At 49.5% G+C, this 20,012-nt stretch carries 20 protein-coding genes; all 20 read right to left on the bottom strand.

The window, feature by feature from the left end; all coding sequences use genetic code 11:
• Positions 1–69: 69 nt before the first annotated feature.
• Positions 70–615: a dTDP-4-dehydrorhamnose 3,5-epimerase gene (gene rfbC / locus ACUZ9Q_RS10755; RefSeq protein WP_192113711.1), complete on the bottom strand. Its 546-nt coding sequence runs from the start codon at positions 613–615 to the stop codon at positions 70–72.
• Positions 606–1,499, bottom strand: a complete 894-nt coding sequence (gene rfbA, locus ACUZ9Q_RS10760; protein WP_227118891.1) for a glucose-1-phosphate thymidylyltransferase RfbA — start codon at positions 1,497–1,499, stop codon at positions 606–608. The genes rfbC and rfbA overlap by 10 nt, the downstream gene beginning before the upstream one ends.
• A gap of 14 nt (positions 1,500–1,513) precedes the next feature.
• On the bottom strand, positions 1,514–2,593 hold the full coding sequence (gene rfbB / locus ACUZ9Q_RS10765; protein ID WP_449248138.1) for a dTDP-glucose 4,6-dehydratase: 1,080 nt from the start codon (positions 2,591–2,593) through the stop codon (positions 1,514–1,516).
• Between the two features lie 13 nt (positions 2,594–2,606).
• Positions 2,607–3,917, bottom strand: coding sequence for a nucleotide sugar dehydrogenase (locus tag ACUZ9Q_RS10770; protein WP_449247856.1), 1,311 nt, complete (start codon positions 3,915–3,917; stop codon positions 2,607–2,609).
• 470 nt (positions 3,918–4,387) lie between these two features.
• The gene (locus ACUZ9Q_RS10775) at positions 4,388–6,073 is read right to left on the bottom strand and encodes a glycosyltransferase family 2 protein (RefSeq protein WP_449247857.1); all 1,686 of its coding nucleotides are present in this window, start codon (positions 6,071–6,073) and stop codon (positions 4,388–4,390) included.
• Between the two features lie 40 nt (positions 6,074–6,113).
• Positions 6,114–6,911: a hypothetical protein gene (locus ACUZ9Q_RS10780; protein WP_449247858.1), complete on the bottom strand. Its 798-nt coding sequence runs from the start codon at positions 6,909–6,911 to the stop codon at positions 6,114–6,116.
• Positions 6,862–8,082 (bottom strand): glycosyltransferase, encoded by a 1,221-nt coding sequence (locus ACUZ9Q_RS10785; protein WP_449247859.1) that lies wholly within the window; start codon positions 8,080–8,082, stop codon positions 6,862–6,864. Before ACUZ9Q_RS10785 ends, ACUZ9Q_RS10780 begins: the two co-directional genes overlap by 50 nt.
• Positions 8,082–9,140 carry a glycosyltransferase family 2 protein gene (locus ACUZ9Q_RS10790; protein ID WP_449247860.1) on the bottom strand — a complete coding sequence of 353 codons (1,059 nt, stop codon included), beginning with the start codon at positions 9,138–9,140 and terminating at the stop codon, positions 8,082–8,084. Before ACUZ9Q_RS10790 ends, ACUZ9Q_RS10785 begins: the two co-directional genes overlap by 1 nt.
• A 109-nt stretch (positions 9,141–9,249) precedes the next feature.
• Complete coding sequence (locus ACUZ9Q_RS10795; RefSeq protein ID WP_449247861.1) at positions 9,250–10,194, bottom strand: glycosyltransferase family 2 protein; 945 nt, start codon at positions 10,192–10,194, stop codon at positions 9,250–9,252.
• Positions 10,195–10,238: 44 nt separating this feature from the next.
• Complete coding sequence (locus tag ACUZ9Q_RS10800) at positions 10,239–10,979, bottom strand: hypothetical protein (RefSeq protein WP_449247862.1); 741 nt, start codon at positions 10,977–10,979, stop codon at positions 10,239–10,241.
• Positions 10,980–10,987: 8 nt separating this feature from the next.
• Positions 10,988–11,893 carry a hypothetical protein gene (locus ACUZ9Q_RS10805; RefSeq protein ID WP_449247863.1) on the bottom strand — a complete coding sequence of 302 codons (906 nt, stop codon included), beginning with the start codon at positions 11,891–11,893 and terminating at the stop codon, positions 10,988–10,990.
• Positions 11,893–12,756, bottom strand: coding sequence for a class I SAM-dependent methyltransferase (locus ACUZ9Q_RS10810; RefSeq protein WP_449247864.1), 864 nt, complete (start codon positions 12,754–12,756; stop codon positions 11,893–11,895). The genes ACUZ9Q_RS10805 and ACUZ9Q_RS10810 overlap by 1 nt, the downstream gene beginning before the upstream one ends.
• Positions 12,757–12,801: 45 nt before the next feature.
• Positions 12,802–13,125, bottom strand: a complete 324-nt coding sequence (locus ACUZ9Q_RS10815) for a cupin domain-containing protein (RefSeq protein WP_449247865.1) — start codon at positions 13,123–13,125, stop codon at positions 12,802–12,804.
• A complete protein-coding gene (locus ACUZ9Q_RS10820; protein WP_449247866.1) occupies positions 13,122–13,856 on the bottom strand; it encodes a hypothetical protein in 735 nt (244 codons plus the stop codon). The genes ACUZ9Q_RS10815 and ACUZ9Q_RS10820 overlap by 4 nt, the downstream gene beginning before the upstream one ends.
• Positions 13,847–14,491, bottom strand: coding sequence for an HAD family hydrolase (locus ACUZ9Q_RS10825; RefSeq protein WP_449247867.1), 645 nt, complete (start codon positions 14,489–14,491; stop codon positions 13,847–13,849). Before ACUZ9Q_RS10825 ends, ACUZ9Q_RS10820 begins: the two co-directional genes overlap by 10 nt.
• Positions 14,484–15,104 (bottom strand): hypothetical protein, encoded by a 621-nt coding sequence (locus ACUZ9Q_RS10830; protein WP_449247868.1) that lies wholly within the window; start codon positions 15,102–15,104, stop codon positions 14,484–14,486. The genes ACUZ9Q_RS10825 and ACUZ9Q_RS10830 overlap by 8 nt, the downstream gene beginning before the upstream one ends.
• The gene (locus tag ACUZ9Q_RS10835) at positions 15,101–15,850 is read right to left on the bottom strand and encodes a glycosyltransferase family 2 protein (RefSeq protein ID WP_297894777.1); all 750 of its coding nucleotides are present in this window, start codon (positions 15,848–15,850) and stop codon (positions 15,101–15,103) included. The genes ACUZ9Q_RS10830 and ACUZ9Q_RS10835 overlap by 4 nt, the downstream gene beginning before the upstream one ends.
• A 17-nt stretch (positions 15,851–15,867) precedes the next feature.
• Positions 15,868–17,670, bottom strand: a complete 1,803-nt coding sequence (locus ACUZ9Q_RS10840; RefSeq protein ID WP_449248139.1) for an ABC transporter ATP-binding protein — start codon at positions 17,668–17,670, stop codon at positions 15,868–15,870.
• 192 nt (positions 17,671–17,862) lie between these two features.
• On the bottom strand, positions 17,863–18,789 hold the full coding sequence (locus ACUZ9Q_RS10845; RefSeq protein ID WP_449247869.1) for a GDP-L-fucose synthase family protein: 927 nt from the start codon (positions 18,787–18,789) through the stop codon (positions 17,863–17,865).
• A 4-nt stretch (positions 18,790–18,793) separates the two neighbouring features.
• The gene (gene gmd, locus ACUZ9Q_RS10850; RefSeq protein WP_449247870.1) at positions 18,794–19,942 is read right to left on the bottom strand and encodes a GDP-mannose 4,6-dehydratase; all 1,149 of its coding nucleotides are present in this window, start codon (positions 19,940–19,942) and stop codon (positions 18,794–18,796) included.
• Positions 19,943–20,012 lie beyond the last annotated feature (70 nt).

The raw sequence follows: 20,012 nt of genomic DNA on the forward strand, positions 1-20,012 counted from the left end.
AATGCAGCGGCCGCACGCTCAAGCGGGTAAAAGCCTGATGGGGGTATGCCGCTGCCAGCCTTTAGAGGCTCAACGGCCTGCGGCCTGCATGGCCTCAGCCCACAACGGAGCTGTTTGATCCTTGGCGGAAAGCAGAGGTTCGTCCACGGGCCAGACAACGCCCAAGGTCGGGTCGTTCCAGCGGATGGCCGCTTCGTCCTCTGGACAGTAGTAATCTGTGCACTTGTAGTGGAAGTGGGCGATTTCGCTCGTTACCACAAAGCCGTGCGCAAGGCCGGGCTGTACCCACATCTGCCACTGGTTCTGCTGCGAAAGCTCTACGCCGAACCACTTGCCGAAGGTGGGCGAATCTCGCCGAATATCCACAGCCACATCAAATACACTGCCCAGCGAAACATAAACCAGTTTGCCCTGAGGGCGGGTTTTCTGATAATGCAGGCCGCGCAGAGTGCCACGAGCGGACATGGAATGGTTATCCTGCACAAAGGGCATATCAATGCCTGCCGCCTCGTAGCGCTGCTGCTGCCAGGTTTCCACAAAATAGCCGCGTTGATCACCCCATACCTTGGGTTTGATCAAGAGCACCCCGGCAATCGGCGTCTGAACTACTTCCACAGCCCAATCCCCGCATCCACAAGTTCAAGAAGATATTTCCCGTAACCTGTCTTGGCCATGGGCTTTGCCAGTGCGCGCACGGCGTCCGCATCAATATAGCCGTTGCGCCAGGCTATTTCCTCCAGACAGGCCACCTTGAGCCCCTGGCGTTTTTCCACAGCCTGCACAAAGGCCCCTGCATCCATGAGGGAATCATGCGTGCCGGTATCAAGCCAGGCAATGCCCCGCCCCATAAGCTCCACATGCAGATCGCCCTGTTGCAGGTAGGCGTTGTTCACGTCCGTGATTTCCAGTTCTCCCCGGGCAGAGGGGCGCACGGCACGGGCGATATCCAGTACCTTTTGGTCATAAAAATACAGGCCTGTCACAGCAAAGTTGGATTTGGGGAGGGCGGGTTTTTCTTCAATGCTGACCACATGCCGCTGATCGTCAAATTCCACCACGCCGTAACGCTCTGGGTCGCGCACATGGTAGCCAAAAATGGTCGCTCCGCATTCGCGGGCCATGGCAGCGTGTGTAAGTGCCGGCAAACCGTGGCCGAAGAAAACATTATCGCCCAGAATCAGACAGGTATTGTGCCCCGCAATGTGGTCTTCCGCCAATAAAAAAGCCTGGGCCAACCCTTCAGGACGGGGTTGCACTATGTAGCTGAAATTGCAGCCCAGTTGCGAGCCGTCATGCAGCAAAGCCTTATAGAGGGGCAGGTGCTCTGGGGTGGAAATAAGGCAGATATCCCGAATGCCCGCCATCATCAGAATAGACAGCGGGTAGTAAATCATGGGTTTGTCATAGATGGGCATGAGCTGCTTGCTCACGCTCAGAGTCAATGGGTGCAGACGCGAACCAGAGCCCCCTGCCAGAACAATGCCTTTCCAGCCACTCATGCCGCCCCCTTCTTTCAGTTGGCCTCACCGCAAGCGCGATGGGCGTAGTTGGCCGCAATCCATTCCCTGTAAGCGCCGCTGCGGACATTTTCAACCCACGCGGAATTTTCAAGATACCAGCGAACGGTTTCACGCAGGCCGGAATCAAACTTGAGGCTCGGCTTCCAGCCAAGCTCAGCTTCTATTCGGCTACAGTCTATGGCGTACCGGAAATCATGCCCTGGCCTGTCGGCCACATATGCAATTTGATCGGCATAAGGGCCACGAGCCGAGGGTACCAACTGGTCAAGGATGGCGCACACGGCCAGCACAACCTCAAGATTGGTCTTTTCCGCATGCCCGCCGATGTTGTAACACCGCCCTACCCTGCCCGCCTCAAGCACACGGGCTATGGCAGCGCAATGGTCTTCTACATGCAGCCAGTCGCGAATATTGGCCCCCTTGCCGTAGACAGGCAAAGGCTTGCCGTCAAGGGCATTGCAGATCATCAGGGGAATGAGTTTTTCAGGGAACTGGCGCGGCCCGTAATTGTTGGAACAATTGGTAAGCAGCACCGGGAGGGCGTAGGTTTCGTGAAAAGCGCGCGCCATATGATCGCTGGCGGCCTTGGACGCAGAATATGGGCTGTTGGGGCTGTAAGGGGTCGCTTCTGTAAAAGCCGGATCGCCCGGCTGCAACGCGCCATAGACCTCATCGGTAGACACGTGCAGGAAACGAAAGGCTGATGCGCACTCCGCAGGCAGAGTGCGCCACCACTGGGCAGCCACTCGCAACAGTGTGGCCGTACCCAGCACATTGGTGCGCACAAAAGCATCGGGGTCAACAATGGAACGGTCAACGTGGCTTTCCGCAGCAAAATTCACGATGGCATCGGGCTGGAAGGTTTTCAGCAGCCAGGCAACCAGCTCGGCATTGCCGATGTCGCCGCGTACAAAGACGTAATCCGGATCGTCATCCAGCGTTGCCAGATTGGCAGGATTGCCAGCGTAGGTCAGCTTGTCGAGGTTAATCACACGCACACCCTGCCGCCGGGCCTGAAGGACGTAACAGGACCCGATAAAACCCGAACCGCCGGTAACCAGCTGACAGGGCATGCGCGCGTTCAAATTACAACCTCCAGAGATCAAACCCGGCATCAAGCATTTCCTGTTTGTCCCAGAAACCCTTGATATCCATAAGCGTAACCGCATCGCCAGCAAACATGGCGCGCATGGCCGCATGATCAAGCTGGCGGAAACTCTCGTGCGATACAGCCAAGATAAGAACATCCAGATTTTTGAGGTCACTCAGGGGCAGCAGCGTCTGCCCGTATTCGTGCTGGGCTTCCGCAGCATCGGCCTCGGGATCATGCACCAGAGCCGTGATGCCGTATTCCTTCAGTTCCGCTATGATGTCCACCACGCGGGTATTGCGGATGTCAGGCACATTTTCCTTGAACGTAAAGCCCAGCAGGCCCACGCGCGCGCCTTTGACGTGTTTGTCCGCATTGATGAGGCGTTTGACGCAGATTTCTGCCACATACTTGCCCATGCCGTCGTTGATGCGGCGGCCCGCAAGGATAACCTCGGGGTGGCAGCCGATTTCTTCGGCCTTGTAGGTCAGGTAATAGGGATCCACGCCAATGCAGTGCCCGCCCACAAGACCCGGACGGAACGGCAGGAAGTTCCACTTGCTGCCTGCGGCTTCAAGCACTTCCAGCGTATCAATGCCCATACGGTTAAAAATAAGGGCCAACTCGTTCATCAGGGCAATGTTGATATCGCGCTGCGTGTTTTCAATAACCTTGGCGGCCTCGGCCACCTTTATGCACGAGGCCCTGTGGATGCCCGCCGTCACCACCGCGCCATAGACCTTAACCAGCAGGTCTGCGGTGGGGGCGTCAGAGCCGGAAACAACCTTGCGGATGGTTTCAAGCCGGTGAACCTTGTCACCAGGATTGATGCGCTCGGGTGAATACCCCACGGTAAAATCCGCAGGAAAGCGCATGCCGGATTCTTTTTCCAGCAGGGGAATGCATTCGTCCTCGGTAACGCCGGGGTATACCGTAGACTCATAGCACACCACGCAGCCCTTGGGCATATGGCGTCCAACCGTGCGACTAGCGCCCACAACAGGCGTAAGATCGGGCTGTCGGTGACTGTCTACCGGGGTAGGCACAGCTACGATAATCACGCCCGCCTTGGCAAGTTCGGCAGCATCGCTGGTAAAACGGGCCGTGCTGGCGGCAAGGGAAGCATCATCAACCTCATTGGTGGCATCGTGTCCCTTGTTAAGTGCATCTACCCGCGCCACGTTGATGTCAAAGCCAATGACATCAAAGTGATGGGAAAGGGCAACAGCCAGGGGCAAGCCCACATAACCCAGACCAACCACAGCCACGGAAGATTTCTTTGCCAACAGGTCTTCAAATGAAACCATCTGATTGTCCTCAATACTACTGGATTCCTTCTATGCGGAACCACAGACGCAATCTTGTGTGAAATAAAAAAGTCCGCATCGCAGCGTGGGCCAACATGCCGCATGAACAGTAACGCTGCAACACCTTTGAACACTCTGTGAGCACCTGATTTTCACAAAAAACAATAATCACACAAAAATCAGCATGCTTTCCTTTCAGGCCCATACCATTTTTTCAGACGGCCTGGGCATGTGGGCCTCGGCGGCAGCGAGCAGTATCCGGGCTTTCCACTGAATGGCAGCCTGCATACATCCAACGGCTCTGCATTGTGCAGCCGCGCCAAGGCAATGCAACAAGAAAAATTACACTAATGGCAGCGCATTGAAAAGAGAGAAATGAGCAACCTCCCGCTCCACGAGCAAACGCCTCACAGGCGGGCTATGGAGGCATTCCCCTTGCGCCTTAAACGCTGCCGCTATTCCCCCGCTGGCTAATGCCAGTTGCGCAGACGCTCAACGAACATGCGCAATCGATAGCCGCCCTGCGCCCTTCCGTGCCGCAGGGCGTCCAAGGGGGCCAGGCAGAGAGGGTACAGCACATTGAACAGCATAAACAGCCATGAAAAACCGTGCTTTTTCAGCAAATACATGCGTCCGGCTGCATAGCTTGCCACTTTTTGCGGCGAGGGCTGATGTTCTTTCGGCGAAGGATGAAACACCCGAATCTTCGCATACCGGCGCACCTCTGTGCGGGCATGCGCATACAAAAGGTAGTCGGTGTCTTCGCCACAACCGTAGGGCAAGCCGGTCCCGGGCCCAAGCAGGGGATCAAAGCGGATGCCAGTCACTGCTTCTCTGCGGTAGAACTGTACGCATGTTCCCGCAAGTTGGAACAAGCCCGCCCGACTAACGATCCCTTCGGCCACTCCTGAGGCATAAACATTGGGCGATGACGTCCACACTCCCAGCAAAGCTCCGCAAGAAGGATAGGCGGCAAACATTTCGCACACGCGCTCAAGGGTGTCCGGCGCATACCAGCAATCATCATCAGGAAAAACGATGATGTCTGCCTTGGCTTGTTCCAGCAAGACATTGCGGGCAACTGAAACTCCCTGCGGGGGCAGCATAATGCGAGTAATGGGCAAGCCGGAATGGCGGGCAAGCATATTATCCAGATACCCCGCAGGATTCTGATCTGCCAGAAGTATCCGGAAGTTTTTGTACGACTGTCCCTCAAGTGACGTAAACAGGCGGTCAAGCTCATTTGCCCGCCCAATTGTTGCCACGAGCAGATCAATAGATGGCTGATCAGGTATCGGCGGCAAGCTGATAAGAGTTTTTTGCTCGGGCAGACTCCACAGCCGGGGCTTGCCTTGAACCAGGCGAGGCATATCCGCAACATATCCGGCAACTCGGGCACCGCAAAGCCTGCGCACCGCCAAATAGCCGCCGCTGCGCGCAAGCCGCAGCAAAGGCTTGAGCTGAACCGACTCAGGAAAATATTTTCTTGAAAGCCGCAGCAACTCCCGCTCGCTGGCAAACATGGAATCCATGTTGCCACTCACACCGCCGGTGAGCATGGACGAGAAGGGGATGCAGCCCAGACGGACATTATCCTCACGCAGAGTGCGGCATAAGAAATCATAGTCCCCTGCGATACGACAAGAGGCATCAAATTTGTGCACTGAAAAAAGCGTACTGCGATGAAACAACCCTGGATGCGGCAGACTCATCCCCTGCGGCAGATCACGCCTTGGCTTGGCAGATGGGTGCATCAGCTCCAGGGCTGAACCGCTGAGAGTTACGAGCTGCACAGGGGTTGCGTAATATTCCACGGAGTCGGGCAACAGTCGCAGCTCAGACACGCACTGTGCCAGAGCAGACCAATCAAGACTATCGCCTGCACCCAGAAAAATGGCCCACTTGCCGCGCACGCGGGGAAGTGCCTTGTTCCATGCATCATAAATGCCGCAGTCGCGGGCGCGCTCATAAGAGATCGGCAATTGAGCATGATCTAGAACAACCTGCTCCGTCGCATCACCCGACATTGCATCCTGAATAACAACCTCATAACAAAAGGGGGCGCGGGCAGGAAAGCCAGCCAAGGTTTCATCAAGGAGCTTGGCTGCATTGCATACAGCAATGATTATAGAAAGTTCCGGCGCGAGTTCATTCATCGTAAGGCTCATTGCATCCTGCGTGTATAATTCGTGGGCATTAGCCGATTCTGCCAAAGAGGCGCAATCGCAGGGCAAGTAATTGCCGCTTGCAGGCAAACCGCAATCGCCGCAAGGGATTTTGCTCATATTCGCGCAAAATCTGCCAATGATCTTCCCGCTGTCCATCGCTGCCTATTGCTTCGCCAACAAAGGCGTACCCCTGCCGGGGAGTCGGGAAAGGACGGGCGGTGCTTTCGTAGCGAAAAAAAGGATCATGGACACAGCACCCAGCTTCGATCAGCCGGGGGTAAACGACTTTCTCGAGAAAAAGCTGATCCTGGTTATGTGCGCTTGTGGGAGAAAAATTCTCGATCATTGTTTTGATATCTCGAAACAGACCGCCTTTGCAGCCCCACATGCCGCCCATTACGGGCATGCCATGGTATGGGTGGTCGCGCATTATGTGCCCTGCAAGGCCACTGCGCTCCCATTCATCAACAGCGGCTTTCTCGCGGGGGGTCAAACGGGAATCAGTATCACGCATGATGACACGCTCAACATCCTCGTCAGCCAAAGCCCAAAAACGCCAGAACATGCCGCGGTTGTCGTTAATGCCCCGCACCCGAATTACCTCTGCACCAGCTTGTTGCAGGCGGTCTGCGATATCGCCCGGAACGGAGTCGCCACAATAAAAACGCGCGGTCCATCCGGGATACACCTCAGGGGCTTGCAGCGCATTGACAACCGCGCCCTCAGTGTATTTGGGATTATCGCCCCAAAGCGAATAGCCAATGAGTTTTTTCAAGCTAACCTCGCCGAATGATCCTCTGATACAATTCAATATGCTGACGAGCAATCATGCTGCTTTCGTAATTGGAAAAAATATGCTCTCGGGCATTACTGCCCCAACGCTGAGCCAGTTCCGGGTTTTGCAGAATAAGCTTTATGCCATACGCCAAGTCCGCAACGTCAAACTTCTTGGCCAAATACCCATTTTTATTATGGATAACCATATCAGGGATCCCCCCAATATCAAAAGCCACACAAGGGGTTCCACAGGCAGAGGACTCTAAAACAGTTGTAGGCAGATTATCTTGCATCGATGGTATTACAAAAACGTCAGCCGCAGCATAAAGAGTAGCCAGGCGGACGGGATCACGCACAAACCCCACGCTGGTGTTTGGAAAATTCAAGTCATTAGCTGCAGGATTTTCACCAAATACAACCAGATGAGCGTCCGTTCCCTGTTTTTTCAGGCATTCAAGCGCCTGCAGCAGCAGGTGAAAACCTTTGTAAGGAATTGTGGAGACTGTCGCGCCAAAAAGGATGACAGGCTTGTCCTCTGGGATGCCCCACAAGCGTCTCATCTCGGCTTTATTTGCCGGGGCAAACAGATTCATATCTATGGCATTGCCAAGATGATGAACCGGTTTACCACACCACAAGGGGCTGTCGGCTGTCATATCAGCCAGCCAGCGGCTCGGGCAAATAGCCTCAATGTTCGCCTGTCTGTAAGCTTGATGTTTATAATTCCAAAGCAGTTTGGCCAGATCAAATCCTGGGAGACTAGCGCCCAAGAGCGGACATTTATTGCATTCAATCCGCCATTTTGTGCATTCCATATTGTAATGACATCCACCAGAAATGGGCCAAACATCATGGAACGTCCACACCAAGGGAACAGAAATTTTTCTAAGACTGACAAAATCTATGGTGGATGCCGCAGCCCAATGCATATGAACGAGGTCTGGCTTTAATTCTTGAACCCAGTGGGTTAAATTATTACCCCAAAGGGGCGTTGTCCATGGCATATTGCGCTGCCTCAGTGGATACAGGCGCAACACGGCCTGCCCGAAACGGGAGCGCCACTTTGCCAACGTTGCCTTTGAAAAATAATGCCCATCAGAAAAGCCCGGTGGAAAAGCGGCAAGCGTCGAAATCTGACATCCCTCATGCCTCAGGGCGGTGCAAAGCCTCCCTGCAGCAGAATCAGGATTTAGTGCTGCCGCGACTTGAAGAACGTGCATTATCTTTTCCCCAAATTACATCCTAAAAATTTTCTGGCCAACCCTTTGCAAAAACTATTGATTTTTTTAAAAAAAATCCAAGCCAGATAGCAATTGGGGCCTTTTTTCAGCATGGCTACTTTTTCTTCAATCTCTCTAGCAACCATGGGATACGGTGCATAGTCCTGTTCAAAGATAAGGGGAGTCATCATCTTCACACGGCGGAGCAAAATATCCCGCACTGTCTTCCGCTGCGCCTGCGTAAACTTGGAGTAAATGCTGAAGCAGCACATATTCTCAACAGTAAGGGCAAGAAACAAGCAAGCCCCGGCCACGTCATCATATTTCAGATAAATGTCATGCGTCAGTTTGATATGCTCCATGTAGTCGTTCAGCGCATCTGCCTGAAGCAGTTTATTTACTCCAGGCTTCGCTCCACGATAAAAGTAAACGACGTCTGGCAGAACTACCATGGATTCTGCAATGCAAAACAGCTTCGCCAAAAAGGGTGGGTCCTCTCCCCGCATCAAAGCAGGATAGCGGATGCCGTGAGCATTCAAAAACTCACGTTCTATGAGGTAACGCGGATGATACACCGCGAGCCTGACTGGGGGGTACTCCCGAGGGTTAACAACCGCTCGTTCAAAGAATTGCGTGCTTGCCACGCAGTCGCCAACACCAAGGATTCGCTTCAGCGCATAATCCATGAAAATGATGTTTCCGCCGCATAGCGGTACATTCTCAGCCTCGGCCGCAACCACCAGTTTTTCGAGCGCATGTGGCGGATAGACATCATCACTGTCGCACGAAATGCAATACTTACCAGTTGCTCTGTCTAGTGCGATATTTCTGGCAGCCCCAGGGCCTGCGTTATTCTGGAGGGAAATTATGGCAAGGCGAGAATCATGCGCAGCATATTGTGTAAGTACATCAAGAGAATTATCTGTAGAAGCATCGTCAATACAAATGACTTCTATATTCGTCAAAGTCTGGCCGAGTACACTCTCAAGGCATGGAGATAGAAACTCGGAAGAATTGTGTACAGGTATGATTACAGAAACTTTCGGTAGAGTTGTCAAAAATCAATCTCCTTGACCCCAGTTGCTACCGCAAGGATGCTCCTTTAGCAGGGTAACTCAGGGTCCCAATTAGACATATGCTCTTGCTCAAGGTAACTTCAGAGATCTGTTATACTTTTCTGACACACGTATTAACACGCTTAATAATACGTTTACATTTTGATAGAATTTTAGCGAATACCATAGCAACTGGATTCTGCGATTCATTCAAACACTTATAATCAGGAGACTGCATTACAGATTTAACAAAACGTTCATACACATCAGCATCATTATGGAGCTTCACATAATCAAAAGTATCATTTAAGACAATTTTCAAATTATCAACGCGTTTTTTTTCTTGTCCTTTCTCTTCAACTTTTGACATTAATGATGTGCGACGAATTCTATAGTAAACAGCTTCAGCATCTATTGCTGAAACCAATGGGAAACATGAAAGAAGCTTTAGTTGAAAGCCGTTATCTTCATGAACAATATTCTGAGAAATAAACCGCAACCTATTATTTTCAAGAAAACTTCGCAAAAAAAGCTTTCCCCATGCAACGCATGAAATCTTGGATATAGATTCTGTCCAGTTATCAGATGAAACCTGAAAACAGGAAAAAGCTGTATAGCTTAAGTATACAGCATGACCTGCGGCACGAAGCTTTAATTCATCATCGTCACCGTCCGCAAATACATTTGTTTTTGCAATAACAACATCAGCTTTATCCGCTTCTGCCGTGCTATAGAGATGCTCAAGCGCGGCTGGGTGCAAAAAATCGTCTGAATCAAGAAAAAATACATACTTCCCTTTTGCATGATCAAGACCTGCATTGCGTGCAGGTCCCATACCAAGGTTGGAGGAATGGCGCAAAATCTTAAATCTGGGATCTTGCTGGGCAAACTGCTGGGCAATTTCCATAGAGGTATCCGTTCCACAGTCATCGACACAGATGATTTCAAATTTTGTATACTGCTGGTTTATCAGAGAATTTAGACAGTCATTGAGATACTGATCAGAATTATAAATAGGAACTATGACGGAAATCCCTATTTCATCAAAGCTACGCACAAATGTCTCCGCAAGGGGGAAGTAAAATTATTTTTAGATCACGACTACAGGCCTGCACAGTGCCGCATCCTGGCAATAATTTTTTTTATTGTAGCTTTACTGGCGTGCCATTTTTTTTCAAAAAGTCGCTTCCTGTTAGACTGAAAACGACAGATAGAAAAGTCTTTGTTCAAACGATAATCAAGACATATGGTTTTTGCCTCGCCATACTTAGGAAAAGGCATAGCCTCAGACCTTCCAAACCACAGCAAGTCACACTCGCAAACATGCCTTGGATCAGCGATGTTCATGCGCGTAAACAGATTATTTGCTGCAAAAACAAAATCATCAGGCAGTCCCCATTGCCCTAGCTCTTCTCCATCATAGCTCTTTAAAAATGAATTAATTCGGAATGGTGTGAGAAAAAGGATATCAGGCCTGGTCATAACCACCCAGTCATATTTACTCTGATTCTCGGCTTCATACTTCAAACGCAGATGATTAACCATTTCCTGACTATGGCGCGCCCGCTTGCCATCAGTTTGCGTTTCAAATTGCAACCTAACCGGATTATATATTTGCTGGACTTGTTGCATTTCTGCAGCAGATATAATGACTCCAGCATGCGAAGCATTTTCGTTATGCCATGTATGATCCACAGCTTCAATTTGATCCCAGCAATGGATAAAGATATCAACTTGGCACCCGTCACTCACATTCGCATCCACAAGAAATCTTTTAAGGCTACTGTACGTCTTACGATACGTCCGCAAATGCCCAAAAAGCTGTATTGCTATTTTTTTCATAGCTATACCTAGTCAATGCTATGAAAAACTTTTTTGGCCAAAGCATATGGAACAACATACAATAAGCATCTTTTGATGGCATGTTTTATTGATAGAGACCGATTCTGGCGCAAGATTGGTGAGTCAGCCGTCTTGATGACATCAAAATCCGGCCCATGCCTGTAGTTAAGCGGGTAGGGAGTTAAACCCTGGCGTCGCCAAAAATCCCCCCACCAAACCTCCATGCAATAAAAATTATTCACATCAATATTGGCAGCAAACTCAGGGTATAGCGAAGTGGCTGAATCGACATTTTCTGGCTTGGCAACATACAACAGATCCGCACCTGTCAAGAACTGCGGCTCTTCAATCATTTGACCACGCCCAAAAGGATTAAAGGCATAAAAAAGGCCTTTGGGAGGAATCTCAAAACCTTCTCTGGCGTGGGCACCAAAAACTTCATCCAGCCGGAACTCTGTTTTAAAAAAAATATCCGGTCTGGTCACAATCACCCAATCGTATTCAATCCCGTGCTCCGCAGCATACGAACGGCGTAACTCGGAAGATCGATACAAGGAATAGGCCATGTTGACGCAACCCCGTATTGATCGCTTGAAACGTCCGCGCCCTACTCTCTCCGTCATGAGCACATCAGGGTAATCGCGCTGCGGTTCGACCGCTAGTGCTTTGGGCGTGTAGAGCTTTGTTGCCAGCTCAACATGCTGTGGAAGCAACGGACCACCCGTGAGCGAGTTTCCATCCGGGTTACGATAATTCACGGTTGTATGGTCAAGCTCGTCCCATGTATGGATAAAAAAATCGATTGAATATCCATCACTGCTATTCGGTAGCAGGACTTTTTCTTTGAGGCTTGCAAAAGTCTGCTCAAATGTGCGCAAATGACCAAAGAGCTGTACAGCAAAACGCTTAACCATCACATTTCTCTTTTAGCTATATAACAATGATGGTTACTAATTTTTGAAATGTGGCGCAACTCAATAAAATTATAGTAGCAATACGGAATGACTACACCGCACTTCAATAAATTCTTATTTTCTGCCAAATTAAAATTAAAATTAAGCTGATAATCAAGATAATTGATTGAACTCTCACCGGGAGATGTTCTATTGGCTGCTTTATCTTCCCAACGTAGTAGTTTTTTTATGATTGTCTTCATACCAGCTGTAAATAGCGTGAATGGGTTATAGATTCCGATGAATCTTTTCAACCGATCAATAAAATTAACGGAAGCATAACCATTATACCCCCATAGATATGACAATTCTTCATCAAAAATTTCTAGCTTTGTCTGACGGTGTTCAATCATCTCGTGCACGGCAATATAGACACCTCCTGGGCGGAGCATACTTTTAATCTGCTCTACTCCCTCCTCGATATTGACGAGATGATGCAAAAATGATGAAGAGATGATAACATCATATTGATCTGGATTACTGCGGCTAAAATCTTCAAGCGAAGATTTGTAAAAACTAACACTCGGATGATTTATTCGTGCAAATTTAAGCATCTCGGAAGAAATATCCATCCCCTCATAGTTTGCGCCTTGCTCTTGAAAAAAAGCAGCAAAAGTACCAGTTCCGCAGCCAATCTCCAGAACTTTCTTATTACGAAGACAGACATCATTTGCTTCTAGCTGCTTCAAGATAAACTTTAAAATATATTTCCTTGTCGCCTTTCGACATTGATATGGAACAGACTGGGTATGATACGGGGCATATATATCATGTATTTCTTCATTACACTTCAGCACTTCTTTTTTTACTTCATTGATATCCATAAGTTATTCCTTAAATTACACTGTCACAGCATAAACTAGACCACTTTAAACAACAAACTTATCGTTATTTGCGCCTGGGATTTTGACCACGACATTCTTTGTTCCGTCTTCAAGACATTCAAAATCAGTGGAATCGTTCGGCTCCATGACAATAATGTCACCTGCCGTGTAAACAATCCCATTCATTCTGACGCTGCCAGAAACTATCACTGTGATTTCCGTTGCAATTTTGTGATAATGAGTGCCTTCTCGATCACCCTTGTCGTAAGACTTTACAGCAACCTCGCAGTCATTTGTTAAGTACAAAGTTGGTTCAAAGTTTCCCACAAACCACCCTTTTACCATATCTTCAAGGCGGGCTGCTTTCATTTGCTTATCTTTGCCTCTTGCAATTCATACAGATAATTAGCCAGTTGCGCCTCTGTCTTCAACGGGTGAAATGCCGAGTTTGGAATCTGATACACCAGAACTTTTTTCTGCAGCAAAATCATTTCGTTCAATGCCTGGCTGACATAAAAAGCGCCTTTCACCGGATTATCCTTGCGGATCAGTTCCTTGGAGCATTCAATGAAATCTCCGGCCTTTTTAAAATAATAAAGACTGGCCAACGCATTGCGACTGATAGGATTCTTTTCCGCAAATTCACACACCGCGCCGCTCGCATCGACCTTGGCAAACGAATAGCGAGGATGCACAGAGTGAAAAGCGACAACACCTGCGTCTGCATTGTTTGACCTGAACCAATCGACTATTTCACCGCAGGGAACATCCACAAGGTCATTAACTGCGAGCAAAAGCAACTCGTCAGACACATCAAGGTGGCTGATTGCAAGCAAGGCCGTACAAACAGCACCTCGGGTTTTACCCGGTACAGGAACAATGATGGCTTTCTCATCCAGCTGTTTGATTACGGAGTCGACCTGAAATGCTTTGCTATCAACGGTTTTGAGGCAGAACAAAAACTGGCATGAGCCAAGCTGACGGCAGTAGTCAACCTGCCGTTCCAGAATCAGGGTTCCATTCAGCTCAGTCAGGTATAAGGGATAGGATGCTTCATCTTGCGCCAATCCCGCACCGCCCATGAGAAACATTACTTGCACGGCGATTCCCCTTTTTCAATTTCCGCGATGCGTTTTTTTATTCCTTCATAGGTAACGTCATCAACAGTTGCTACCTGCATGAGGTGCCCGCCGGAACCAATTGCAGCTTTAATACCATTTTCATTATCTTCAACGATGAGACATTCTTCAGGATCCAGGCCAAGCCTTTTCATTGCCGTGCTATAGATTTCTGGCGACGGTTTTGCCTTGGTAACATCCTCATTTGAAAGCATAAATTCAAAATATCGAGTTAACCGGGCATTATGCATCATCAGCTCAAGGGTCATACGAACAGAGTTAGAGCCAACAGCCATCTTGTAACCTTCCGCTTTGAGCCGGGAAAGTGCATATTCGTGGGCAAAGCGGGGGCGGCACTTTGTCTGAATCATGGACACCGTGTATTGCTGCTTCATTTCGTTGATAAAGCTATGCAATGATTTGGGCAATCCTTTTTCAAGAGTCAACTTTTCAAGCTTTACCCTGGTTGGCAAACCGTCATATGCGGTAAGATGCTCATACCGGCTTATTTCATACCCAAAAAGGCTGAGAGCCTGATTCAACGCTTCATAGTGCCAATCCTTGGCCTCTATAAGCACACCATCCATATCAAAGAGGACAGCTTTAATTTTAGGCATGGAAAAACTCCGTTGCGGCTTCCGGCGTGTCTGTGCATAACATAAGGCAATCAGAATGAGACTTACATTTTTTCAACGTATTCCACTGGGCTGATACACTTCGCTTGTGCAAGTCAGCAGACACGACACAGACTTTTTTACCTTTTTCAATAAGTTCATCAACAAGGTGGGCATCATACCAGTCAGAATTAAAGCAATCCAACCACACACCATGGCTTTTTTCAAAAAGCACTGGCGTGGGCAATATATCGCTGTATCCGGTAAACACTGGCAGCCCCAGGCGAAGTTGCACTACCATATCGGGTATGGACATATCAAATGTAAATGCGTTTGTGTGGTTATACTTGTCCAGCAAAGCCCCGATTGCTTCACCAAGGCCATCCGCCTTGATATTGATCGCAAGAGGCAGATTACGGCCATCCATTATTTGCAGAACTTCCTCAAAAAGCATTTCGGTACCACACGGCATATCGTGCGAAATAACGAGCTTGCCAGCGCAGTCCCTTACATCTGTTTCTGTTCCATACCCCATATCAAAACTGCGCACAAAGGACTGACGCGTGTTTTTCTCGCCCGGATGTTTCCAGTACCCACGGTGTGAAAGAATGATCATTTCTTGACCCTTTGCGATACAGGATGCTTAACAAAAAAATCCAGGTCTGAAGGTGTGCCCAACCCATACATCCCATTATATTCTTCGCCAATCGGGAAAATACCAATCTTTTTCTGGTCACGTATCAGATAGTTATAGCAAGGGCAGGTATAAAATTCATTGTTAACACGTATATTATCAGCAATCATCTGTTCTGCGGAGCGCACAAGATCACGTCCTCGTGCAAAACCAAAAATCCCAACAGTGGCATCATGCGAAATCACTTTTTTTTCTGCTGTTTCAACAACCAGACCGTTATCATCTGTCTTTGCATATGACCATTTGGGATCCTGGCTTTTCATCGTCATTATCAAGCCATCCAGCTTCCTGTCTAGCATTGAAGCGATAAACTCGTTGATGTCGCAATCAATAAATTGATCAGCATTCGCATTTAACAGGGGTTCATCATTGTCAAAAAACTTTTTTGCCAGCAAGGCAGTACAGACCTGCCCCTCAGTGATGCCATTTATGCCTATAATTTCAACGTGCTCAGCATAAGATGGAAGCTTTCTATTGAGGTCGTACGCTTCAATATGTTCCTGCTGACAGATGAACACAAACCGATGTGGGCAAGAAGGGCGCAAGTTATCCACAACGACCTTGATCATGGGGACATCGTGAATAGGAATAAAGGGTTTGGGGGTTGTATATCCTGCAGTTGCAAAACGACTGCCCCGGCCCGCCATCGGCAATACTATTGTAAGCATAAAGCCCTCCTTACGTACTAAGCCTGCTGTGGTTGGCTTGGCACATGCACTTCATTCATCTGCAAAAACTCTTCATACGAGGGCAGCACTTCTGCAACTGCCCCGTGTTGCTTTATCTGTCCGTTATCAAGCCAGTACAAAACATCACAGCCTTGAACAGTGGTCAATCTGTGAGCAACAACTATTATGGTAATATTTTTGCGAAGATTCAGGACAGTACGCTGTATAGCTGTCTCTGCCGCTCCATCCAGCGCGCTTGTAGCCTCATCAAAAAGCAATATATCAGGATTTACGTAAAGCGCTCTGGCAATAGCAACACGCTGCACCTGCCCGCCAGAAAGACGCAGCCCATGGTCGCCCAGCATCGTGTGAATTCCATCTGGCAGGTCATCCAGAAAATCAATGGACGCCATCTGGCAGCACGCCCATACCCGCTCCTCGTCAGGAGGAGAACCCCACGCACTAAAAGCCACATTCTCAGCCAGCGTCGCATCAACTATATACGGGCTTTGGGGTACATAACCGATATTCAAAAAACCTGGCGAAGGAACTGCGCTGACCCCATCAACCAGCACTTTTCCAGAATCAACCCCCAAAAGGCCCGTCAATACGCCTACGAGCGTACTCTTTCCAGCTCCCGACAGGCCAATCAGCCCGACCATAGAACCTTTGCGTATTGTCAAGCTGACATTTTTCAATGACGCACTGGTCGCATTGGGATATGTAAAAGAGACATCCTGCAATTCAAGCGAATGTGCATATGCTCTGCGTGTATTGCTCTCAACTGCGCTGGAAGAAATATCCTTGTAATTCTCCAACAGTTTCTGAACCATATAAATATTGGCTTTGAGTTGCAGAATACCGCCGACTATCTTGTTCATGGCTGGTAATATTCGCCATGATATGGCCGCCATGAGCGAGAGCGTGCCAGTAATGCTGGCGACGCTTTCGCCTCGGAATACCATAAAAATAACACCTGCCAGCAAAAGCAGCATTCCAAGTGATTCCAGAACCCAGTTGGGAACGGGGGCATATGCTATTTGCCTTGTTGCCCCCTTGATCATTGGTGCGGAACGTTTGACCAAGCTTTTATAAAAAGAAAATCCTTGGCGATATATCTGCACTTCACGAATACCGTATAGCGCGGCGTGAACAACCTTATCTGCAGCGATACCAGAATTTGCAACAAGCTCGCCTGCATCTCGTATTTTACGCTGCGTGGTTCGGTATACAAACAGGGCAACAACCGTAGCCACCCCATATAATATAATTGACACCACTGGCGCCACAACAAGGGCCCCAACCAGCAGAAGTATTATTATGCCAGCCTGACTAAACACCTGCAGAGCGCCCAGGGAAAAATACCCTACATATGACCTCCATTGCACATGCCCTATCAACTCGGCAGGATTTTTTTGCGTATGCCAGACATACGGTTCGCGTAGATAGCTACCAAATATTTTTGTAGCGACATCCCATGACATGGACTGCGACACTTCGCCCTGCCAGTAGGTCATCAGAGCGGTAATAATATTTTTCAATACCGTTGCAGTACAGACCATGCTCATCAAAAGAATCAGCAACCGGATACTGCTTGGGATATCGTCGCCAAAACTAGGCAGCATTTGATATATTCGCCACAGGGGAGCAATTTTTTCCAGACTGTCAGGCGCAGCCAAAGCAACACCCAGCAATGATATGGCACCAGCCAAGGCCAATTCCACAACACTTTGCACGAGCATTCCAAATGTCAGCCAACGCAACTGGCGCTGACGCAATACAGGCAGCATTGCGTAAATTTTTTTCAGACTGGCAATCATATTCACAAAAAATTTTCCTCTCAGGCGTTATGATTCAAAAGACATCATTCTAAAATATAAAAGATGAAAAAAACGTCAAAAGCGTCCTCGATATAGCAGCAAAAAACTACATTGAGTAACAAAGGATGCCTTTGAATCATCAATCAGCAGAATTCGTTCGCTGAAATGGTTGGAGAAAATATATGCCGACATTTATTGTCTTTTGGAAAAATCGCTGTACGCATCGCGCAGGCCGTCTTCAAGCCCTACGCGGGGTTTCCACCCCATGCCAAAAAGCTTGTCCGAATCCATGAGCTTGCGGGGAGTGCCATCCGGCTTTGAAGGGTCGGTAACGATGTCGCCGTTAAAGCCCACAACCTTGGCAATCAGGCGGGCTGTTTCCAGAATGGAGTGTTCCACTCCGCTGCCCACGTTGACGTGTTCAAAGTCAGAATAGTTCTCGAGCATAAACACGCAGGCTTCCGCCATGTCGTCCACATGCAGAAATTCGCGCAGGGCTTTGCCTGTACCCCAAATGGCAACCTCTGAGGCCCCGAGTTCTTTTGCTTCATGAAAACGCCGGATAAGCCCAGGAATCACATGGCTGTTTTCCGGGTGATAGTTGTCTCCAGGGCCATACAGATTGGTGGGCATGGCGCTGATGGCGTCAAAACCATACTGTTTGCGATAGGCCTGGCACATCTTGATGCCCGAGATTTTAGCCAGAGCGTAGGCATCGTTGGTTGGTTCCAGCGGCCCTGTCAGCAAGTACTCTTCCTTGATGGGCTGCGGGCACAGCTTGGGGTAAATGCACGACGACCCAAGAAACAGCAGCTTTTTGCAGCCGTTGCGGTATGCGCTGTCGATGACGTTGTTCTGGATTTGCAGGTTCTGGTAAATGAATTCTGCAGGATATGTGGCATTGGCGTGGATGCCTCCCACCTTGGCGGCGGCCAGAACCACCACGTCAGGTCTGTGCTGGGCAAAAAAAGCCCGCACCCCTGCCTGATCGCACAGATCCAATTCTGCATGCGTGCGTGTGAGCTGCCGTTCATAGCCAGAACGCGTCAAGGCACGACACAGGGCGCTGCCTACAAGCCCCCTGTGGCCCGCCACATAGACCAGAGCATCTTTGCGCATTGCCTTACTCGTTGTGGCTGAAGGTTTTAAAGCCTGCCACTTTGCACACGGCATCGCGCATGCCCAGGGCAAGGTCTTCGCGCGCCATTTCGGCAACCATGTCTTCAAAGGAGGTCTTCGGCTCCCAGCCCAGCTTTTCCTTGGCCTTGGCCGGTTGGCCCAGCAGGGTTTCCACTTCGGTGGGGCGGAAGTAGCGCGGATCAACGCGCACAATAACATCGCCAGGTTTGAGATGGCATTCCAGCCCCTGACGGTTGCCAGCGACCTGCTGCAAACGACTCACGTCAACGCTTGCTACGGTGCCGGTTTCTTCCACGCCAGTGCCCTGCCAGCTAAGGCAGACTCCAAGTTCTGCGGCTGCGGCATTGACAAAGTCGCGCACGGAAAACTGCCGTCCGGTAGCGATCACAAAATCATCGGGCTGTTCCTGTTGCAACATAAGCCACTGCATTTCAACGTAATCACGGGCGTGACCCCAGTCACGCTTGGCGTCCATGTTGCCGAGGTACAGGCAATCCTGCAAGCCAAGCACCATGCGCGACATGGCGCGGGTGATCTTGCGGGTCACAAAGGTCTCACCGCGGATAGGCGATTCGTGATTGAAAAGAATGCCGTTGCAGGCATACATGCCGTAAGCTTCGCGGTAGTTGACCGTAATCCAGTAGGCGTAAAGTTTGGCGCAGGCATAGGGAGAGCGCGGATAGAACGGTGTTTTTTCCGTCTGCGGCACTTCCTGCACCAGCCCAAAAAGCTCAGAGGTAGAGGCCTGATAAAAACGCGTAGTTTCCGAGAGCCCGGCAATGCGGATGGCCTCAAGCAGACGCAGTGTTCCGAGGGCATCCACATCCGCAGTGTATTCGGGGGACTCAAAAGAAACCTGCACATGGCTCTGCGCCGCCAGATTATACACCTCGTCCGGCTTTACTTCCTGCATAAGGCGCACCAGATTGCTGGAGTCGCTCAAGTCGCCGTAGTGCAAGATAAAGTGCCGCCGGTTGGCATGCGGGTCTTCATACAAGTGATCAATGCGGTCGGTGTTGAACAACGAAGCGCGCCTTTTGATACCATGCACCTCGTAGCCCTTCTGCAACAGAAACTCCGCGAGGTAAGCCCCATCCTGCCCGGTGATGCCGGTTATAAGCGCTTTTTTCATAATCTCGGTATGTTATCGTTTTGACGGTGAAGTTACGAGGGCTGAAGCTCCCTGCTGCCAGCAAAGAGGC

It is taken from the genome of Desulfovibrio desulfopostgatei, from assembly GCF_053570645.1.